The organism is Streptomyces sp. cmx-18-6, assembly GCF_046548915.1.
In the GTDB taxonomy this organism is placed as follows: domain Bacteria; phylum Actinomycetota; class Actinomycetes; order Streptomycetales; family Streptomycetaceae; genus Streptomyces.
The window spans coordinates 293,190-310,471 of sequence record NZ_JAEBEP010000004.1; the positions used below are offsets into that span (position 1 = coordinate 293,190).

Annotated in this window: 13 protein-coding genes and 1 riboswitch; of the genes, 5 read left to right on the top strand and 8 right to left on the bottom strand. The window is 70.8% G+C overall.

Annotated features, from left to right (window positions below; all coding sequences use genetic code 11):
* Position 1: 1 nt before the first annotated feature.
* From ACLJPL_RS12055 to ACLJPL_RS12080, 6 genes are all read right to left on the bottom strand, one after another.
* On the bottom strand, positions 2-1,006 hold the full coding sequence (locus ACLJPL_RS12055; RefSeq protein WP_411080760.1) for an ABC transporter permease: 1,005 nt from the start codon (positions 1,004-1,006) through the stop codon (positions 2-4).
* Positions 1,007-1,091: 85 nt separating this feature from the next.
* Positions 1,092-2,759 (bottom strand): ABC transporter substrate-binding protein, encoded by a 1,668-nt coding sequence (locus ACLJPL_RS12060; RefSeq protein ID WP_411080761.1) that lies wholly within the window; start codon positions 2,757-2,759, stop codon positions 1,092-1,094.
* Between the two features lie 513 nt (positions 2,760-3,272).
* A complete protein-coding gene (locus ACLJPL_RS12065; RefSeq protein WP_411080762.1) occupies positions 3,273-3,806 on the bottom strand; it encodes a hypothetical protein in 534 nt (177 codons plus the stop codon).
* A gap of 237 nt (positions 3,807-4,043) precedes the next feature.
* A complete protein-coding gene (locus ACLJPL_RS12070) occupies positions 4,044-4,838 on the bottom strand; it encodes an enhanced serine sensitivity protein SseB C-terminal domain-containing protein (protein ID WP_411080763.1) in 795 nt (264 codons plus the stop codon).
* A gap of 125 nt (positions 4,839-4,963) precedes the next feature.
* The gene (locus ACLJPL_RS12075; protein WP_411080764.1) at positions 4,964-5,734 is read right to left on the bottom strand and encodes an enhanced serine sensitivity protein SseB; all 771 of its coding nucleotides are present in this window, start codon (positions 5,732-5,734) and stop codon (positions 4,964-4,966) included.
* Between the two features lie 43 nt (positions 5,735-5,777).
* The gene (locus ACLJPL_RS12080) at positions 5,778-6,608 is read right to left on the bottom strand and encodes an AAA family ATPase (RefSeq protein WP_411080765.1); all 831 of its coding nucleotides are present in this window, start codon (positions 6,606-6,608) and stop codon (positions 5,778-5,780) included.
* A gap of 164 nt (positions 6,609-6,772) precedes the next feature.
* Positions 6,773-6,870, top strand: a riboswitch (glycine riboswitch).
* Positions 6,871-7,046: 176 nt separating this feature from the next.
* Here ACLJPL_RS12080 and gcvT point away from each other — a divergent pair.
* From gcvT to ACLJPL_RS12100, 4 genes are all read left to right on the top strand, one after another.
* Positions 7,047-8,162, top strand: coding sequence for a glycine cleavage system aminomethyltransferase GcvT (gene gcvT, locus ACLJPL_RS12085; protein WP_411080766.1), 1,116 nt, complete (start codon positions 7,047-7,049; stop codon positions 8,160-8,162).
* Between the two features lie 140 nt (positions 8,163-8,302).
* Positions 8,303-8,680: a glycine cleavage system protein GcvH gene (gene gcvH, locus ACLJPL_RS12090; protein ID WP_018509777.1), complete on the top strand. Its 378-nt coding sequence runs from the start codon at positions 8,303-8,305 to the stop codon at positions 8,678-8,680.
* A 19-nt stretch (positions 8,681-8,699) separates the two neighbouring features.
* Entirely contained in the window at positions 8,700-9,959 is a 1,260-nt protein-coding gene (gene glyA, locus ACLJPL_RS12095; RefSeq protein WP_411080767.1) for a serine hydroxymethyltransferase, read from the top strand.
* A 174-nt stretch (positions 9,960-10,133) separates the two neighbouring features.
* Complete coding sequence (locus ACLJPL_RS12100) at positions 10,134-11,519, top strand: L-serine ammonia-lyase (RefSeq protein ID WP_411080768.1); 1,386 nt, start codon at positions 10,134-10,136, stop codon at positions 11,517-11,519.
* Positions 11,520-11,695: 176 nt separating this feature from the next.
* On the opposite strand, the gene ACLJPL_RS12105 is transcribed toward ACLJPL_RS12100, so the two are convergent.
* On the bottom strand, positions 11,696-12,892 hold the full coding sequence (locus tag ACLJPL_RS12105; RefSeq protein ID WP_411080769.1) for a S1 family peptidase: 1,197 nt from the start codon (positions 12,890-12,892) through the stop codon (positions 11,696-11,698).
* An 880-nt stretch (positions 12,893-13,772) separates the two neighbouring features.
* Here ACLJPL_RS12105 and ACLJPL_RS12110 point away from each other — a divergent pair.
* A complete protein-coding gene (locus ACLJPL_RS12110; protein ID WP_411080770.1) occupies positions 13,773-14,093 on the top strand; it encodes a hypothetical protein in 321 nt (106 codons plus the stop codon).
* A gap of 95 nt (positions 14,094-14,188) precedes the next feature.
* Here the strand turns inward: ACLJPL_RS12110 and ACLJPL_RS12115 are convergent, their stop codons facing one another.
* Positions 14,189-16,957 (bottom strand): LuxR C-terminal-related transcriptional regulator, encoded by a 2,769-nt coding sequence (locus tag ACLJPL_RS12115; RefSeq protein WP_411080984.1) that lies wholly within the window; start codon positions 16,955-16,957, stop codon positions 14,189-14,191.
* Between the last annotated feature and the right edge of the window lie 325 nt (positions 16,958-17,282).

Consider the following 17,282-nt stretch of genomic DNA (forward strand, 5'->3'; position numbering starts at 1 on the left):
GTCAGTGCACCCGCACTCTCGGGTCGATGATGCTGTACGCGAGGTCGACCAACAGGTTGATGACGACGTACACCATCGCGATGAAGAGGATGAACCCGACGAGCACGGGGTAGTCGCGCGCGTCGATCGCGGTGCGGATGAAGGAGCCGATGCCGCCGAAGGAGAACACCGACTCGGTGAGCACCGCTCCGGACAGGAGGCTGCCGGTCAGCAGGCCGAGCGCGGTGACCACGGGCAGCATCGCGTTGCGCAGCACGTGACGGCCCCGTACGGTCCGCTTGTCCAGGCCCTTGGACTCGGCGGTGCGGATGTAGTCCTCGCCGAGCACCTCCAGGACGCTGGCGCGGGTCATACGGACGATCACCGCGAGCGGGATCGAGGCCAGGGCGACGGCCGGCAGGACGAGGTGCCCGAGCGCGTCCCAGGCCGCGTCCAGCTCGCCGGTCAACAGGCCGTCGAGGACGGCGAACCCGGTGATGTCCGTGGCGTCGATACCCGTCGACAGCCGCCCGTAGCTCGGGAACCAGCCGAGCTGCACGGCGAAGACGCCCTTGAGCAGCAGGGCGAGGAAGAACACGGGGATGCAGATGCCGATCAGCGAACCGGACACGGACGCGACGTCCAGCCAGCCGCCGCGGTGCTTGGCCGCCAGGTATCCGAGCGGGATGCCGACCGCGACGGCGATGAGGATCGCCGCGAGGCTGAGCTCCACGGTGGCCGGGAAGCGCAGCGTGAACTCCTCCCACACCGGCTGTCCGGTCTGGGTGGACGTGCCGAGGTCCAGTTCGACGATGCGCTTGAGGAAGCGCCAGTACTGGACGTACACGGGCTGATCGAGTCCCAGGGACCGGTTGATCCTCACGACGTCGGCTTCGGTGGCCCGCTCGCCCAGGATCGCTGAGGCGGGTCCGCCGGGTAGTCGGTTCAGCCACAGGAAGAGCAGGACCGACAGGCCGAGCAGGGTGGGAATGAGCTGGATAAGTCTTCTTACGACGAGTCGCAGCACCCCGCGTGCCCCTTTCTCACGTGCGTCGATGCGGGTCCGCCCGGCCACCGAGGTTCTGTGGCCGGGCGGACCCGCTGGTGTGCGATTACTTGAAGGAGACCTCGGCGAAGTTCTCCTGCGTCAGCGGGGAGACCTTCGGCGGGTTGACGTTCTTCGCGAACGCGATGGCCGGCGGGGAGGAGGAGATCGGCACGCCGGGCAGGTAGTCCATGACGATCTCGTTGGCCGCCTTGTACAGGTCGACGCGCTTGGCGGCGTCGGGCTCGGCGGACGCGGCCTTCAGGGCGTCGAAGACCTTCTTGTCCTTGAAGCCCCACTGCTTGTCGTACCCGGCGAACCAGGTGCCGATGAAGTTGTAGCCGTCGTTGAAGTCACCGGTCCAGCCGAGCAGGTAGAGGCTGCAGCCACCGTTCTGCGTCGTGTCGCTGTAGTCCGGGTTCCACTTCATCGCCTTGGGCGTGACGGTGATGCCGACCTTCTCCAGGTCCGCCTTCAGCAGTTCGAAGATGTCCTGGGGGGCGGGCATGTACGGGCGGGTGACCTCGGTCGGGTAGCAGAAGTCGATCTTGAGCTTCTCCTCGCCCGCCTCCTTGAGGAGGTCCTTGGCCTTGTTCGTGTCGTAGTCGTACGTCGTGACCTTGTCCGAGTACCCGGCGACCGTGTCCGGCATGAACTGGGTCGCCTTCACACCACCGGCCGGGAGCTGCGTCTTGACGATGTTGTCCCGGTCGATCGCGTGGGCGAGGGCCTGCCGGACCTCTTTCTTCTCCAGGGCCTTGTGGTGGTCCTGCGTGAAGCCCAGGTAGAAGATGTTGAAGACGTCACGGGACGGGACCTGGTAGCCCTCCTTCGCCAGCGTCTTGGCGTCGGCCGGGGCGACGAGGTCGTAACCGTCGATGTCACCGGCCTGGAGCGCCTGACGACGGCCCTCCTCGGTGGAGATGGTGCGGAAGACCAGGTTCTTCACCTTGGCCTTCTCGCCCCAGTAGTCGTCGAAGCGTTCCAGGGTGACTTCCTTGTTGCCCTTGTTCCACTTCGCGTACTTGTACGGGCCGGTACCGGCCAGCGCGCCGGCCTCCTGGCTGTACTTGGGGTACGTGATGGCATCGCCCTTGGCGCTCACGTCGTCCTTCTTGTACCTCTCCAGCGCCTTCGGCGAGTGGATCGCCAGCGCCTGGAGCGAGAATCCGCCGGGAAGGTTGGCGGTCGCCTCGTTCACCTCGATGACGGCGGTGTTCTCGTCCTTGGCCGTGCAGGACTTGAAGTTGGCCTTCGCCGTCTCCTTGTCCTGGTTCTTGGCGAAGCCCCCCATGATGGCCTGCCAGTAGTAGGACAGGGCGCTGGACTGGTACGTGCCCTTCCAGTTGAACCAGAAGTTGTAGTTGGCGCAGACCGCCTCGGCGTTGAACGCCTCACCGTCGTGGAACTTGACGTTCTTGCGCAGGTTGAAGGTCCACACGGTGCCTTCGGGGTTGCTCTCCCACTTCTCGGCGAGGCCGCCGACGAGGTCGCTGCCTCCCGGCTCGTGCTCGATGAGCGCCTCGAACGCCTGACGGGTCACCCGGAAGGTCTCCCCGTCGGTCGCCAGGGCCGGGTCGAGCGACTTGGGGTCGCCCGCGCCGGCGAAGACGAAGGTGTCCTTGGCGCTCGCGTTGCTGTCGTCGTCCCGCTCACTGGCGCAACCGGTCGCGATCAGGCCGACGGCAACGGTCGCCGTGAGTGCCCGGATTACTCCGGACTTGAATATTCGCATGGGGCCACCCCTGGTTCACCATGTGGGAGATCTTGACCGGCCGAACACTACAGACGGGAGGGACCGGGGAGAACAGTCCGGATAGCGGTGATACCCAGTCGAGACCCGGACGCTCAACAAAGGCGGCTGATACGGGACATCGCGGCGAATCACCCCTTCGCCACCCGGATGCGGCCGCTCCGGACCTCGCCCTCCGCGACCCGGGCGGAGGCGCGGTGGGCGGGGGCTCGGAAGGCGCGGCGGGGGGAGAGCAGGGCGGGTGCGGCACGGCCGGTGGTACGGCGGCGGCGCGGGTGGCGGGCACGGCGCGCGGGGGCCCGGCGGGGCCGGCCACTGCTCCGGGAGCACCGACCAGCCCACTTTCCCGGGGTCGATTCCTCGGGGGCCGAGACCTTCAGCGTGATATCGCTGCGTCAGGAATTCCTGGAGCAGAGAAATTCCGGCGGCTTTGTCCGGCCGACGGGATCGCAATCATCGGCACGCCCGAGGACGATCGGCTTCAGGAGACCGGACTCAGGAAGCGGTCTCCCAGTACCTCCAGCCGCGGAGGGTACTGACGATGTTCGCGGTGCCGGTGGCCCGCGTGGTCCTCTTGCAGTCGGGGGTCTCCTGGTAGTAGCGCCACTTCACCTGCTGGCCCCAGGAGCCGTACCGCATGTTGCCGTACTTCTTCTTGGCGACCTTGCGCGTGAACTTGCTCCCGACCGAGGTCGGCACCTCCTTGCGGAGCGTGTCCTTGACCTCCCGCTTGGCCTGGGCGATGACTCCGGCCGCCGACGCGCCGCCGGTGACCGGGACCCGGCTGCGGATCATCTCCTTCTTGGTGACCTTGCCCGTGAGCGTGCCGCCGGGGCCCTTCTTGAAGGTCTTCCCCACGCTTATGTGGAGCAGTTTGTTCGACGTGATGTCGTACTTCAGACCGCCCGAGCAGACCCCGGCGGGCGCCAGGGACGGAGCGGCCGCGACGGCGGCGACCGAGGACCCGGAAACCAGCGTGCCGGCCAGAACGGCCGAAGCGGCGACCAGTGAACCTATGCGAACTCTCACATTTCCCCTTTGAGTGTGAATCCGATATGCCCTCGAAAGAACCGGTAAAGGGGCCGGTCCGGGCGGCGGCTCCTTGAGCCTGGACTCACGCTATACGGACGCATAGAAGATTCGCACTAGTAATTACTCGCGAGACCCAACCGTAATCTCTTGAGCATTATTTGAGTTTTCCTGTGCAGCCTTCGAGGAGAACCCGGAAAGCGGAATTCCGCTTTCCCTATCTGGTTCAGCGGCCGTTCAGTAGGCGCGGGGAGCCGCGGGCGGATAGCCGTAACCGGGGGCGGCGGGCGGGGGGCCGGCCGGAACGTGCGCCTCGCGGTCGTAGAACGGGCGGGTGTTGGCCCGCAGCCACATCGCGACCGGGTCGTATTCGTCGGACATGGCGACGGTGGAGACGGGCAGCCCGTCGGGGACCGCGCCGATCGACTGCCGCATCATCGTGCGCACCGCGTCGACGGAGGCCCGCCCGGTGTCGTACAGGTCGAGGCCGATCGCGAGGTACGGGACGCCGACCGCGGGGTGCACCCAGGCGCGGCGCAGGGAGCGGACGGCCTGGGTGCGGTGGGCGTTCTGGGTGAGCTGGGCGTAGAACCGCGGGAGCTCGACGGCGGGTTCGGTCAGCCGGAGCGGGCCCGCGGGCAGCCGGTCCAGGCCGGTGGCGATCCGGCGCAGATCGAGCCAGGGGATGCCGACGCCGCCGCCGGGGGCGTGCGGGTTGAGCCAGATCCCCCAGCGGTCGGGGAACAGGGCGCGGGCGATGTCCCGGCCGGGGACCAGCTCGTGGGCCCTGCTCCAGCCGCTGGCGGAGAGCTCCTGGGCGGAGGTGACGCACGGGGTGTATCCCAGGCCGTCGATCTCCATGGCCCCGTACTGGGCGTCCGGGGAACCGGCCGTGCCGTGCCAGAGCAGCATCCAGACCCGGCCCTCGGCGAGGGCCGCGAGCAGCGCCTCGTAGGCGTCGTAACGCCCGGGGGTCACCTGGCGCAGCAGGTGCTCGACCTTTCCGGCCGCCGCGGTGCCTGACGCACTCACCCTGGGTCCCGCCCCTCATCGATCCGTCCGAGCCCCCGGGCACACGGGAGCGACCTCGCCATCAAACCAGCTTATGCGCCGCTTCTGACACCGACTTGACGCCACGGTCGGCCGGCGCCGGTGGGTCAGTGGCCCTCGCGCCGGTAGAACGGCCGTACTTTCTCCCGCATCCAGTCGCCGACCAGGTCCTGGGCCACGTCCAGCAGGACCAGGTTCACCGGCCAGGGGATCTCCACCCGGCCCAGCGCCCGCCCCAGGGCGTCCATCGGAGCGCTCTGCCCCGCGCCGTCCCAGGTGGCGAACTCGACGCCGACGAAGAGGACGGGGTCGCCGCCCTCGATGCTGGCCAGGGCCCGGCGGGCGGTGCTCACCACGCCGGTGGCCTCGAACTCCGCGGACACGGCGGCGAGGAAGTCGACCGGGTCGTGCTGCCAGTCCGGTTCGTACAGCTTGACCCGGCCGCCGGTGGCCGGCCCGTCCAGGGCGGTGCGCCCGGCCCGGCAGAGCTCGGCGACGGCGGGCGGCGGCAGCGGGATGCCGACCGCGCCGCCCGGGTTCACCGCGATGCCGACCTGCGGGGGCAGGCCCCGGGCGAAGTCGCGGGCGGGCGCCACGGCGAAGGCCATGTGGCTGCCGACGCAGGAGAGGAACTGGCCCTCGGAGCTGAAGACGGGGACGTACGCGGCGCCGTCGATGTCCATCATCGGCAGGTCCAGGTCGGCGCTGGCGGGCGAACCGCCGGCCGGCAGGGGCACCCAGACCGAGCTGCGGCCCAGCACCTCGACCAGGCGGCCGCCCGCGTCGGGGACGCCGAGGGACGCGGTCAGCACCTCTTCGAGCTCGTTGGCGGGCCACCCGTGCTGGGGGCGCGCCGGGACCTGGGCCGGAATGTCCACTGCCTCTGTGCCTCTCGCCGTTGTCGTCGCTCCGGCCAGAACCCTAACCGGAGCAGTCCGCCGGGTCGTGACCGTCCGTGAAGGAGATCCGGCTCAGCGCGCTCGCCGCCTCCCGGTCCAGCAGCACCGCCGAGCCGCAGCCGGGGGGCAGCTCGCCGCGTTCGGTGGAGCGGATCAGCCGGGCCACCGCGTGCCGGTGGCGGGCGAAGGCGTATCCGGAGACGCCCCGGCCGCGTTCGCGCTGCCCCTGGCGGGCGGTCTCGGGGTCCACGTCGAGGAGGAGCAGGCGCAGGGTGCGGCCCCGGCGGGCGGCGTACAGGGCGAGCCAGCGGCGTACCCAGGTCTGCGTACCGCAGTCGTGGACGACGACGGAGGCGCCGGAGCGCAGGACGGCCCAGAGCCCGAGGTAGTGGGCGGCGCGGACCAGGGGGCGGTAGAGGGCGTAGGGGAGTAACCGCGGCAGGGCGGCGGCCCAGCGGTCGCGGGTGTTCTGGGAGTCGATGGCCCGGTCGGTCACGGCCCGCCGGATCAGGGTGGACTTGCCCCCGCCGGGGAGCCCGGAGACGACCACGATGTCGCCGGGGGTGAAGTCGAGGCTGTACGGGCCGTGGCCGGTGCGCCCGCGCAGGTCGCGTACCACCGGCGTACGGGATTCCAGCAGCTCACGCGCGGGTGCGCCGGGCAGCGCGCGCGAGGACGCGCCGGGGTGCTCGGGGTGCTCGCGTGCGGACGCTCCGGGCAGTTCCCGTACGGGTGCGCCGGGCTGCTCGCGTGCGGGCGCTCCGGGCTGTACGGACCGGTCCGGCGCTCCGGGCTGCGCGGGCATCGCGTCGTGCGCGACCCCCGCGGTCGGTACCGACGGCTGCAACGTCATCGCCCATCCCCCTGCTGTCGGGCCCGCCCACGCCTGCTGTGAAGTGTAAAGAAACGGCAAGGCTCCACAACCGCCCCCGCTGTTCGCACACACGTTGCGGACCGGCCGCCCCACTCTGTCGCGATGCGTGCGATGATGACCCCGCCAACTGCATACCGGCCGTTCGAATCCGCGCGGGAGAGTTCCGGCCACAGTGTGAGCCGGGCGCCGAAGGAGCAAGATCCTCCCTTGAATCTCTCAGGCCCCGTACCGCGTGGATGAGGCAGATCTGAAAAGCGAGCCGCCCGGCGGCTCCACCCAAGGTGCAAGCCGAGCCCTGTGAACAGGGCGTCCCCCTCCAGGGGCATACCCCGTCAGGGGCTATCGGCGAACCTCTCAGGTTCCGATGACAGATGGGGAGGATTCGTCCTGACGTCGTCATGCCCTGGAGCCGTATCCATGAGCACTGCCCCCCGTCTCACCGCCCTCGACGCAACGCACCGCTCGCTCGGCGCGACCATGACCGACTTCGCGGGCTGGGACATGCCGCTCCGGTACGCCAGCGAGCGCGACGAGCACAACGCCGTACGCACCCGGGCCGGCCTCTTCGACCTGTCGCACATGGGCGAGATCACCGTCACCGGCCCCCAGGCGGCCGCCTTCCTGAGCTACGCGCTGGTCGGCAACATCGCCACCGTGGGCAACGGCCGGGCCCGCTACACGATGATCGTCCAGGAGGACGGCGGGATCGTGGACGACCTGATCGTCTACCGCCTGGGCGAGACCGAGTACATGGTGGTCGCCAACGCGGGCAACGCGCAGATCGTGCTGGACGCGCTGACCGAGCGCGTCGCGGGCTTCGACGCCGAGGTGCGGGACGACCGGGACGCGTACGCGCTGCTCGCGGTCCAGGGCCCCGAGTCCCCCGCCATCATGAAGGCCGTCACCGACGCCGACCTGGACGGGCTGAAGTACTACGCGGGCCTGCCGGGCACGGTCGCGGGCGTCCCGGCGCTCATCGCCCGTACCGGCTACACCGGCGAGGACGGCTTTGAACTCTTCGTATCGCCCGAGCACGCCGAGCGGCTCTGGCAGGCGCTGACGGAGGCCGGTCAGGCGCACGGGCTGATCCCCTGCGGCCTCTCCTGCCGCGACACGCTGCGCCTGGAGGCGGGCATGCCGCTGTACGGGCACGAGCTGACGACCGCGCTGACCCCGTTCGACGCGGGCCTGGGCCGGGTCGTGAAGTTCGAGAAGGAGGGCGACTTCGTGGGGCGCGAGGCGCTGAAGGCCGCCGCCGAGCGCGCCGAGAGCGCCCCGCCGCGCAAGCTGGTCGGCCTCATCGCCGAGGGCCGCCGGGTCCCGCGCGCGGGTTTCCCGGTGGTCGCGGACGGCAAGGTGATCGGCGAGGTCACCTCCGGCGCGCCCTCCCCCACCCTGGGCAGGCCGATCGCCATGGCGTACGTGGACGCGGCCTTCGCCGCGCCCGGAGCCGGGGGCGTGGGCGTGGACATCCGGGGCACGCACGAGCCGTACGAGGTCGTCGCGCTGCCGTTCTACAAGCGCCAGAAGTGATATCCCGGGAACGACCGGGCCGACCGGGCCGACCGGGCCTTCGCATCGGCACCTGCGCGTCACCGAAGTGACGTACCTCCGTCTCACACCGTAAGACCACCGTTCATCAGCACTCCCCCGCGTACAGGAGAATTCAGGTCATGAGCAACCCCCAGCAGCTGCGGTACAGCAAGGAGCACGAGTGGCTGTCGGCCGTCGAGGACGGCGTGGCCACGATCGGCATCACGGAGTACGCGGCCAACGCGCTCGGTGACGTCGTCTACGCCCAGCTTCCTGAGGTCGGTGACACGGTGACCGCGGGCGAGACCTGCGGCGAGCTGGAGTCGACCAAGTCGGTCAGCGATCTGTACTCGCCGGTGACCGGTGAGGTGACGGCGGCCAACCAGGACGTCGTGGACGACCCCTCGCTGGTGAACTCCGCTCCCTTCGAGGGCGGCTGGCTGTTCAAGGTGCGCGTCACGGAGGAGCCGGCCGACCTGCTCTCCGCCGACGAGTACACCGCGTTCTCCGGCAACTGAGACCTTAAGGGACCCCCTGATGTCGCTTCTGAACTCCTCCCTCCACGAGCTGGACCCGGACGTCGCCGCCGCCGTCGACGCCGAGCTCCACCGTCAGCAGTCCACCCTCGAGATGATCGCCTCGGAGAACTTCGCTCCGGTCGCGGTCATGGAGGCCCAGGGCTCCGTCCTCACCAACAAGTACGCCGAGGGCTACCCCGGCCGCCGCTACTACGGCGGCTGTGAGCACGTCGACGTCGTCGAGCAGATCGCGATCGACCGGATCAAGGACCTGTTCGGCGCCGAGGCCGCGAACGTCCAGCCGCACTCCGGCGCCCAGGCGAACGCCGCCGCGATGTTCGCGCTGCTGAAGCCGGGCGACACGATCATGGGCCTGAACCTGGCCCACGGCGGTCACCTGACCCACGGCATGAAGATCAACTTCTCCGGCAAGCTCTACAACGTGGTCCCCTACCACGTCGACGAGAGCGGTCTCGTGGACATGGAGGAGGTCGAGCGCCTCGCCAAGGAGTCCCAGCCGAAGCTGATCGTGGCCGGCTGGTCCGCCTACCCGCGCCAGCTGGACTTCGCCGCCTTCCGCCGTATCGCGGACGAGGTCGGCGCGTACCTGATGGTCGACATGGCGCACTTCGCGGGTCTGGTCGCGGCCGGTCTGCACCCCAACCCGGTGCCGCACGCCCATGTCGTCACCACCACCACGCACAAGACCCTCGGCGGTCCGCGCGGCGGCGTGATCCTCTCCACCCAGGAACTCGCCAAGAAGATCAACTCGGCGGTCTTCCCGGGTCAGCAGGGCGGTCCGCTGGAGCACGTGATCGCGGCCAAGGCGGTCTCGTTCAAGATCGCGGCGGGCGAGGAGTTCAAGGAGCGCCAGCAGCGCACCCTGGACGGCGCGCGCATCCTCGCCGAGCGCCTGGTCCAGCCGGACGTCACCGAGGCGGGCGTCTCCGTCCTCTCCGGCGGCACCGACGTGCACCTGGTCCTGGTGGACCTGCGCAACTCCGAGCTGGACGGCCAGCAGGCCGAGGACCGGCTCCACGAGCTGGGCATCACGGTCAACCGGAACGCCATCCCGAACGACCCGCGCCCCCCGATGGTCACCTCGGGCCTGCGGATCGGCACCCCGGCGCTCGCGACCCGAGGCTTCGGCGCCGAGGACTTCACCGAGGTCGCGGAGATCATCGCCGCCGCCCTCAAGCCGTCGTACGACGCCGACGACCTCAAGGCCCGCGTCGTGGCGCTGGCCGAGAAGTTCCCGCTGTACCCCGGCCTGAAGTAGCACCTGGCCTGCGGTTCCGCGCATCCGGACGGGGCACCGCGCACACTGGACGAAAGTGAGCGCGGTGCCCCGTTCCTTGCCCCTCGCCCGAAGTTTTCCCCCTGCTTGACCCGGTTGTTCCCCGCACCACCCAGGCAGACAACGGCGTCTTCCAACCCCCCAAGGAGTCCTCCCGTGGCCATCTCGGTCTTCGACCTCTTCTCGGTCGGCATCGGCCCGTCCAGCTCCCACACGGTGGGCCCGATGCGGGCCGCCCGGATGTTCGCGCGCCGCCTGAAGAACGAGGGGCTGCTCGCGCACACCTCCTCGATACGCGCCGAGCTGTACGGCTCCCTCGGCGCGACCGGCCACGGCCACGGCACCCCGAAGGCGGTCCTGCTGGGCCTGGAGGGCGAGTCGCCGCAGACGGTCGACGTGGAGAGGGCCGATGTCCGGGTGGACGAGATCCGCTCCTCGGGCCGGATCAACCTGCTCGGCATGCACGAGATCGCGTTCGCCTTCGACGACGACCTGGTCCTGCACCGCCGCAAGGCGCTCCCGTACCACGCCAACGGTATGACGATCTTCGCGTACGACACCGAGGGCGCCCCGGTCCTGGAGAAGACGTACTACTCGGTCGGCGGCGGCTTCGTCGTGGACGAGGACGCGGTGGCGGGCGAGAACCCGATCGTTCCCGAGGACACGGTCCTGCGCCACCCCTTCCGCACGGGCGACGAGCTGCTGCGGCTGGCCCGGGAGACGGGCCTGTCCATCTCCTCGATGATGCTGGAGAACGAGCTGGCCTGGCGCACCGAGGCGGAGATCCGGTCCGGGCTGCTGGACATCTGGCGGGTCATGCAGGCGTGCGTCTCGCGCGGCATGTCCCGCGAGGGCATCCTCCCCGGCGGCCTCAAGGTCCGCCGCCGCGCCGCGAACTCGGCCCGCCAACTGCGCGCCGAGGGCGACCCGCAGGCCCACGCGATGGAGTGGATCACCCTCTACGCGATGGCGGTCAACGAGGAGAACGCGGCGGGCGGCCGCGTGGTCACCGCCCCCACCAACGGTGCGGCCGGCATCATCCCGGCGGTCCTGCACTACTACATGAACTTCGCGGCCGGCGGCTGCACCGAGGCGGAGAGGGAGGACAGCGTCGTCCGCTTCCTCCTCGCCGCCGGGGCGATCGGCCTGCTCTTCAAGGAGAACGCCTCCATCTCCGGCGCCGAGGTCGGCTGCCAGGGCGAGGTCGGCTCGGCCTGCTCGATGGCGGCCGGCGCCCTGGCCGAGGTCCTGGGCGGCTCCCCCGAGCAGGTGGAGAACGCCGCCGAGATCGGCATGGAGCACAACCTGGGCCTGACCTGCGACCCGGTCGGCGGCCTCGTGCAGATCCCGTGCATCGAGCGCAACGGCATGGCGGCGGTGAAGGCGGTGACGGCGGCGAAGATGGCGCTGCGCGGCGACGGCAGCCACAAGGTCTCCCTCGACAAGGTCATCAAGACCATGAAGGAGACCGGGGCCGACATGAGCGTCAAGTACAAGGAGACGGCGCGGGGCGGGCTCGCGGTGAACATCATCGAGTGCTGAGGCCCGGCCCGGCGTCTGTCCACCGGCGTCGAACCGGACGCGAACCGGTTCGGGGTTTTTGCGGTTCACCGGAGGTGAGCGAGGCTTCGGACCCGATCCCGTGTGAGCGGGCAGCGGTGAGGGGCCGCTCGTTCTCGCTGGTGAGCGGCCCCTGACCGGTTTTGCTACGGATGTGCTCAGTTGGTGTTGAGCGTCAGCCCGTAGTGGTTGAGGGCGTCGTCGAGCGGCTGGAAGTAGGAGGAGCCGCGGGAGTTGACCCCGCCGGAGCACCTCTGGTTGAGCGGGCCGCCGGAGGTCATGCCCTGGGCCTGGTTGCCGGAGATGTACGCGCCGCCGCTGTCGCCGCCCTCCACGCAGACGCTGGAGGTGGCCAGGCCGCTGACGACCGTGTCGGGGCCTCCGTTCTGGTCGACGTAGGTGACGGAGTTGTTGTAGGAACCGATCGCGCCGCAGGTCCAGCCGGTGGTGGCGCCGGACTTGCAGACCGCGGCCCCGGAAGAGGCGCGGCTGCCGCCCCTGACGGCGACCGGGTTGCTGTTGCCCCAGGTGCCGACGCTGGTGGTGATCGAGTGGCCTGAGTTGATGGTGAGGATGCCCATGTCGACGCTGCGGGTGCCGACCGCGTAGCGGGTCTTGTAGCCCTTGGCGAAGGCCGCCCCGTCGTAGCGCAGGGTGTTCGTGACGCAGTGTCCCGCGGTCACCAGGTACTGGTTGCCCGACCGGTCGCGGGCCCCGTACCCGACGGAACACCACTGGCTGGTGTTGTTGAACGTCATCTTGCTGCCGGGGTAGATCGCGGCCTTGGCTTCCAGCTTCTCCTGGCCCCGTACGATCTCGACGGCGGAGCCGTGCTTGGCGGCCTCGGCGAGGAACGCCTTGGCGGCGGCGCCCCGCGCGTCGTTGACCTTGACGGTCACCTTGTCGGAGGCCACGTCCACGGACCAGGCGACCACCCCGGAGGGGACCCGCTCGGCGGCGACGGCGTCCAGCTCGGCCTTGACCTTGTCGAGCTCGGCCTCGCCACGGGCGGGCACCCGGGCGGCCAGGCCGGCCTTCTCGATTCTGGCCGCCTCGGCGGTGTCGTCGGCGTTGACGGTCAGCTGGCCGGAGGCGTCGAAGAAGGCCCCGTCGCCGGCTATCCCGCTCTTCGTCAGCTCGGCGAGCTTGGCCTGCTGGGCGTCCTGCCGGTCCAGCCGGTCGACCGCGGCCTTCTCGCTCACGCCGAGCGACGCGGCCAACGCCCGCACCATCTCCGGCTGGTAGCGGGGGGCGGGCGCCACGTCCTGGGCCTGCGCCATGGTCTGAGTGCCCAGGAGCGCGGAGGCCGAGAGCACGACGCCCGCGGCAAGACCGTACTTACGAGAGTTACGCACGTTGATTCCTTCCGAATCACAGCCAGAAACCCGAGGAGGGGGGTGTTCGCCGGCATACGTCAACGACGCACCGGCGAAAGGTGGTTTCTGTCTGACGGGGAGTTCGGAACTCGCCGCGCCCCGACTATCGCCCAGCGATTGGAGGGAATTCAAGACACGTGCGGGAGGAAGTTTTCACAGGGCTCCGAATACTTCCGTTGAATGGAGTGGAACCTCACGAGGCGTCAATTCGGACGGCTCTGACGGATTTTGGGCAGCGTTGAGCGAGCCGATGGAAATCCCCTCCGCTTGGTCGGGACCTTAGAGGTGTCGGGTTCGCCGCTGTATCAGGCGGGCGGATTTACGGATACGCAGAAAAACTCGGCGCGCTCCTCGACGGCGGCGACACCGCTCCGGCGCCCCGGTCCGACGCGTACCGGTGTGGCGATGTCGGCAGCTCGCAGGCGCTGCGCCGGGCCTGCGGGGTCCGCACGCTCGAACGATCGCTTCACCGCTCTCGCGGTAAGGGGATTCCCGTGGAGAACCTGAGCTCTTCGCGGAGTTCGCACCGGCAGGTCGTGGGTGCGGAATCAGTGGGAGTGGGTGATTCCGAGACGGACGGATTTCACGGAAGTGCTCACGCTTCTTCGGCATCCCCGCGCACCGCTCCCCTCGCTCGGCCCGCCCTGTGCGCGGCGGGCGGCGCCGCGCTCACCCGTGGGGCGCGAAGATACGTATAGGTGATGGGCTTGTTCCGGATATTCGGGGCCCGGAGCGCCTCGTACGTTGGTAGGACCTGTCAGCGGTCGGTCCGACGCGGGGAATCACAGCTCCACCCGCGCGAATCCGTCGCGGTCCGCGCCGGTAGGGCAGGGAGCCGCGACACCGAGGAGATGGCGCCATGACCAAGCTCTACTTCCAGGTCGATGTCCCCACCAGGAACTCTGTGCAGCCCGAGCGGTGTGGCCTGCATGTCTTCACCGGGTCCGCCGAAACCGAAACGGACGCCCTCCGCGTCGCGCGTGAGACCTGTGAGGCGGCGGTCGCCGCTCAGAAGGCGGGTTTCGCGCTTCCGCGCCGACGTCCGGACGGCTGGGGCGCGCGCGGGGTGCGTTCCGGTTGGGTGTTCGACTGGACGGCCGCGACCGTAGCCGTTTGGGAGCACGACAAGACGTTCCGGACCGCCAGGGCCCCTCTGCCCCTGCCCTCGCGGGACAGGTGACAGCGGCCCTCTCGCGGGGCAAGTGGTAGCCGCCACAGCGGCCTCCTCGCGGCAGAGCCCCGGCAGAGGCGTTCAGCGACGGTGCGGAGCCCGGCTCAGGAAGTCCGCCCCAGGCTGTGCGCGAGATCGCGGCGGGAGAGTGCGCCGCTCTTGCGCATGGCTCCGGCGATGTGCTGCTCCACCGTCCGGGGCGAGAGGCGCAGCGTCGCGGCGATCTCCCGGTTGGTCAGGCCGGAGACGGCGAGCTGCGCCACCTCCGCCTCCCGGGGCGACAGGGCGTCGGCGTGCGAGGGGCGTCCGGGCGGGCGGCCCTTCCTGGCCGGCTGTCGTGTGCGCAGCAGGGCTCTGGTCCGGGCGGCGTCCCAGACGGCGCCCAGGTCGGTGTAGCACTGGACGCACGACTCCAGCTCGGCGAGCGCCGACAGGGCACGGGCCTGATCGGACGCCGGGGCGGGGGAAGCCGCGGCGTCCTCGCACTCCGCGACCGGGGCGCGACCCCCTGTGGTGTCCGCCGCCAGCACGCAGCGGGCGGCGCCCTCCGTGGTCAGCGCCTGTGGGTACGGGCGGGGAAGCACCGCGTAGGCGGCCGCGGCCGTCCGGTACAGCTCCGCGGCTTCCAGCAACCCGTCCCGCCGCTTCTCGGCCAGGGCTTCGGTCTCGGTGAGGACGGCCCGGCTCCACATCAGCGCGGCTCTGGCGGCGGGCGCTTCACGTCGGCCGAGGCCCTGGGAGAAGGTGCGGACCATGGTGTGGGCCGCGGTCCTGTCCCCGGCGCGCGCCAGTGCCTCCACGGCCCACGGCGCGAGTTCAGCGGCCCAGGGCCATACCCCTTTGTCGACCACCGCCTTCCAGGCGGCACGCGCGTGTTCCGCCGCGGCCGCCACCTCCTGCCGGGCCAGGGCCAGACGGATCACGGCCCCGGCCGTCGCCGCGCCCAGGGGGACGGGCAGCTTCTCCGTCCCGAACGTCCCCTGCTGGGAGAACCAGGACCTCGCTTCTCCCCAGTCCCCCTGCGCGACGGCGAGCAAGCCGCGTACGACATAGGCGTCGGAGGCGAGGAACGGCATGTCGGCGGTGGCGGCGACGAAGTCCTCGCACCGTTTGTCCAGGCCCGGCCACTGGCCGGTCAGCCACTCGTGGAGCAGCCGCGTCGCCAGCGCACTGTGTTCGGTGTAGGGCGCGCCGCTTCGCGCGGACAGCTCGCGCCCCTCAGCCAACAGGGCGTCCACTCGCCCGTGGAAGCCGAGCCAGACGGCGGAGTCCGCGGCGTTGCACAGGCCGCGTGCCGCCTGCCGGGCGCACGCGGGGTCCGTGTCCGTCACGGGCAGTCGCTTCAGCAGCTCCCACGCCTCGGGGTCGGCGCAGCTCATGGCGAGTCCGATCCGGTTGGCCAGGACCGCCGCGCGCATGGCGTCGTCCCCGCTGTCGTCCGCGGCGGCCAGGGCCCTGATCAGCCACCCCTGGTGGACGTCGAGGGAACCGCCCGGCCAGTTGGGGCTGATCAGTGCCGCCATGGCGCGTACGGCCAGGGCGGAGCGGACTTCGTACAGTTCGGCGGCGGCGATCTCCAGCATCCGCCAGCCCTCGGCGAACCGGCCCATCTGGTTGCACAGCATCAGCCCCAGGTCGAGCCGCAGCTCCCCCCGTACGGCCGGCGGGAGGGCCGCGTCCCGCACGATCTGCGCGAGCACCTCCACGGTCTGGTCCGAGCGCAGTCCGGTCACCGCGTTGCGGGCCAGCAGCGGCGCCAGGCGGGCGCGGGCCCGCGGGGGCAGGCCGGGCGCGGCCAGCGTCTGTTCCAGGAGCGTGATCGCCTGCTCGTGCCGGCCGAAAGCCTCCGCCGACACGGCGGCCTTCTCCACCGCCCTGAGCCATTGGTGCCCGTCACCGGCCGCCCTGTGGTGTGCGGCGACGGCGGCCCATGCCACGGGCTGCCTGCGGCTGAGCACGCCGGCCGCCCGCCGGTGAAGATCCTGGCGTACGGGGCCGGGCACGGTGGCCCGTACGGCCGACGCGGCCAGGGGGACCGCGAAGCCGTAGCGGCCTTCGCCGAGCTCCGCCAGGGCCGCGCCCTCCAGGGCCCGCAGCAGCGCGCTGTTCCCCGTCGCGGCACCGAGCCCGGACACCGCGTTCAGTTCGTCACGGCCGGCGGGGCCGTCGAGGACGGCGGCCGCCCAGACCACCGGCCGGTACGCCGGGGGCACGGCGTGCGTACGGCTCAGCACCAGCTCCGCCAGTCGGGCGGGTGCCCCGGCCGCCGCCACCTCGGCGGCCGTTCCGGTGAACGCCGGCCGCTGTTCCCGCAGCGCGGCGAGGAGGTCGACGACCACGCGGGGCACTCCGCCGGTGCGCTCACGCAGCAGGCGCACCGCCTCGGCCGTGCAGCCGTCGCCCAGCGCCCTGGCGGCGGCCCGCCCGACGTGTTCCTCGTCCCAGGGCTCCAACCGGTGCCGGAGCACGGTCAGCCCGCTCGGATACGTCATCGGCGCGCCGCCCAACGGCAGCCCGGGCAGGGGCAGTTCCTCGGGGCGGTAGGTCACAGCGGCCGCCGAGCCCGGTTCCAGCGCCTCCAGCACCCGGCGCAGGCGGCGCAGCTCGTCCTCGTCCGCCCGGTGGACGTCGTCCACCAGCCACAGGGTCGCCTCCCGCCGGCGCCCGCCCTCGTCCGGCGGCCCGTCGTCGGCTCCGCACCGCCATCGCAGACGGGTCGCGTCCGCCGTCGTGGCGAGGTCGGCCAGTTCCTGGAGCAGGTGGCTCTTCCCCCCGCCGGCGGGGGCTTCGACGAACAGCAGCACCGGCCCGGCGTGCCGGGTGGAGACGGCACGCACGAGGGGCCCCAGGGCCGAACCATGCGTCGCGATCACGTCGCCACCCTCGCTCTCCTTCGCCCGGGCGCCCCGGGGCACCCGTGCCGGGAAGACGACGCCGGCCTGCCGGAACGGCACGGGGATTCGTTCAGGGGGCAGTCCCCGCACGCGCCTTCAGATGCCCTGCGGGCATGTTCATGCACGGGTGCGCGGAAGAGCTGTCGGCGCTGCCGCGTGCCGCGGAGCACGCTCGGCCGACTGCCGAAAAGCAAGGCGCGGCGCCATCCGGCCGGGACTGCCGAATGCGGCGCGCACAGCTCGTTCCGCGCACCCGTGCACAGTTCCGGCCGACCGGGGCTACGCGGTTTCGCGCATCCCACTT

Bases quoted from the DNA above. Each gene is read 5' to 3' on its own strand.
- ACLJPL_RS12110 (WP_411080770.1), top strand. From the start codon at position 13,773: ATGACCAAGCTCTACTTCCAGGTCGATGTCCCCACCAGGAACTCTGTG.
- gcvH (WP_018509777.1), top strand. From the start codon at position 8,303: ATGAGCAACCCCCAGCAGCTGCGGTACAGCAAGGAGCACGAGTGGCTG.
- glyA (WP_411080767.1), top strand. From the start codon at position 8,700: ATGTCGCTTCTGAACTCCTCCCTCCACGAGCTGGACCCGGACGTCGCC.
- ACLJPL_RS12080 (WP_411080765.1), bottom strand. From the start codon at position 6,608: ATGACGTTGCAGCCGTCGGTACCGACCGCGGGGGTCGCGCACGACGCG.
- ACLJPL_RS12060 (WP_411080761.1), bottom strand. From the start codon at position 2,759: ATGCGAATATTCAAGTCCGGAGTAATCCGGGCACTCACGGCGACCGTT.
- gcvT (WP_411080766.1), top strand. From the start codon at position 7,047: ATGAGCACTGCCCCCCGTCTCACCGCCCTCGACGCAACGCACCGCTCG.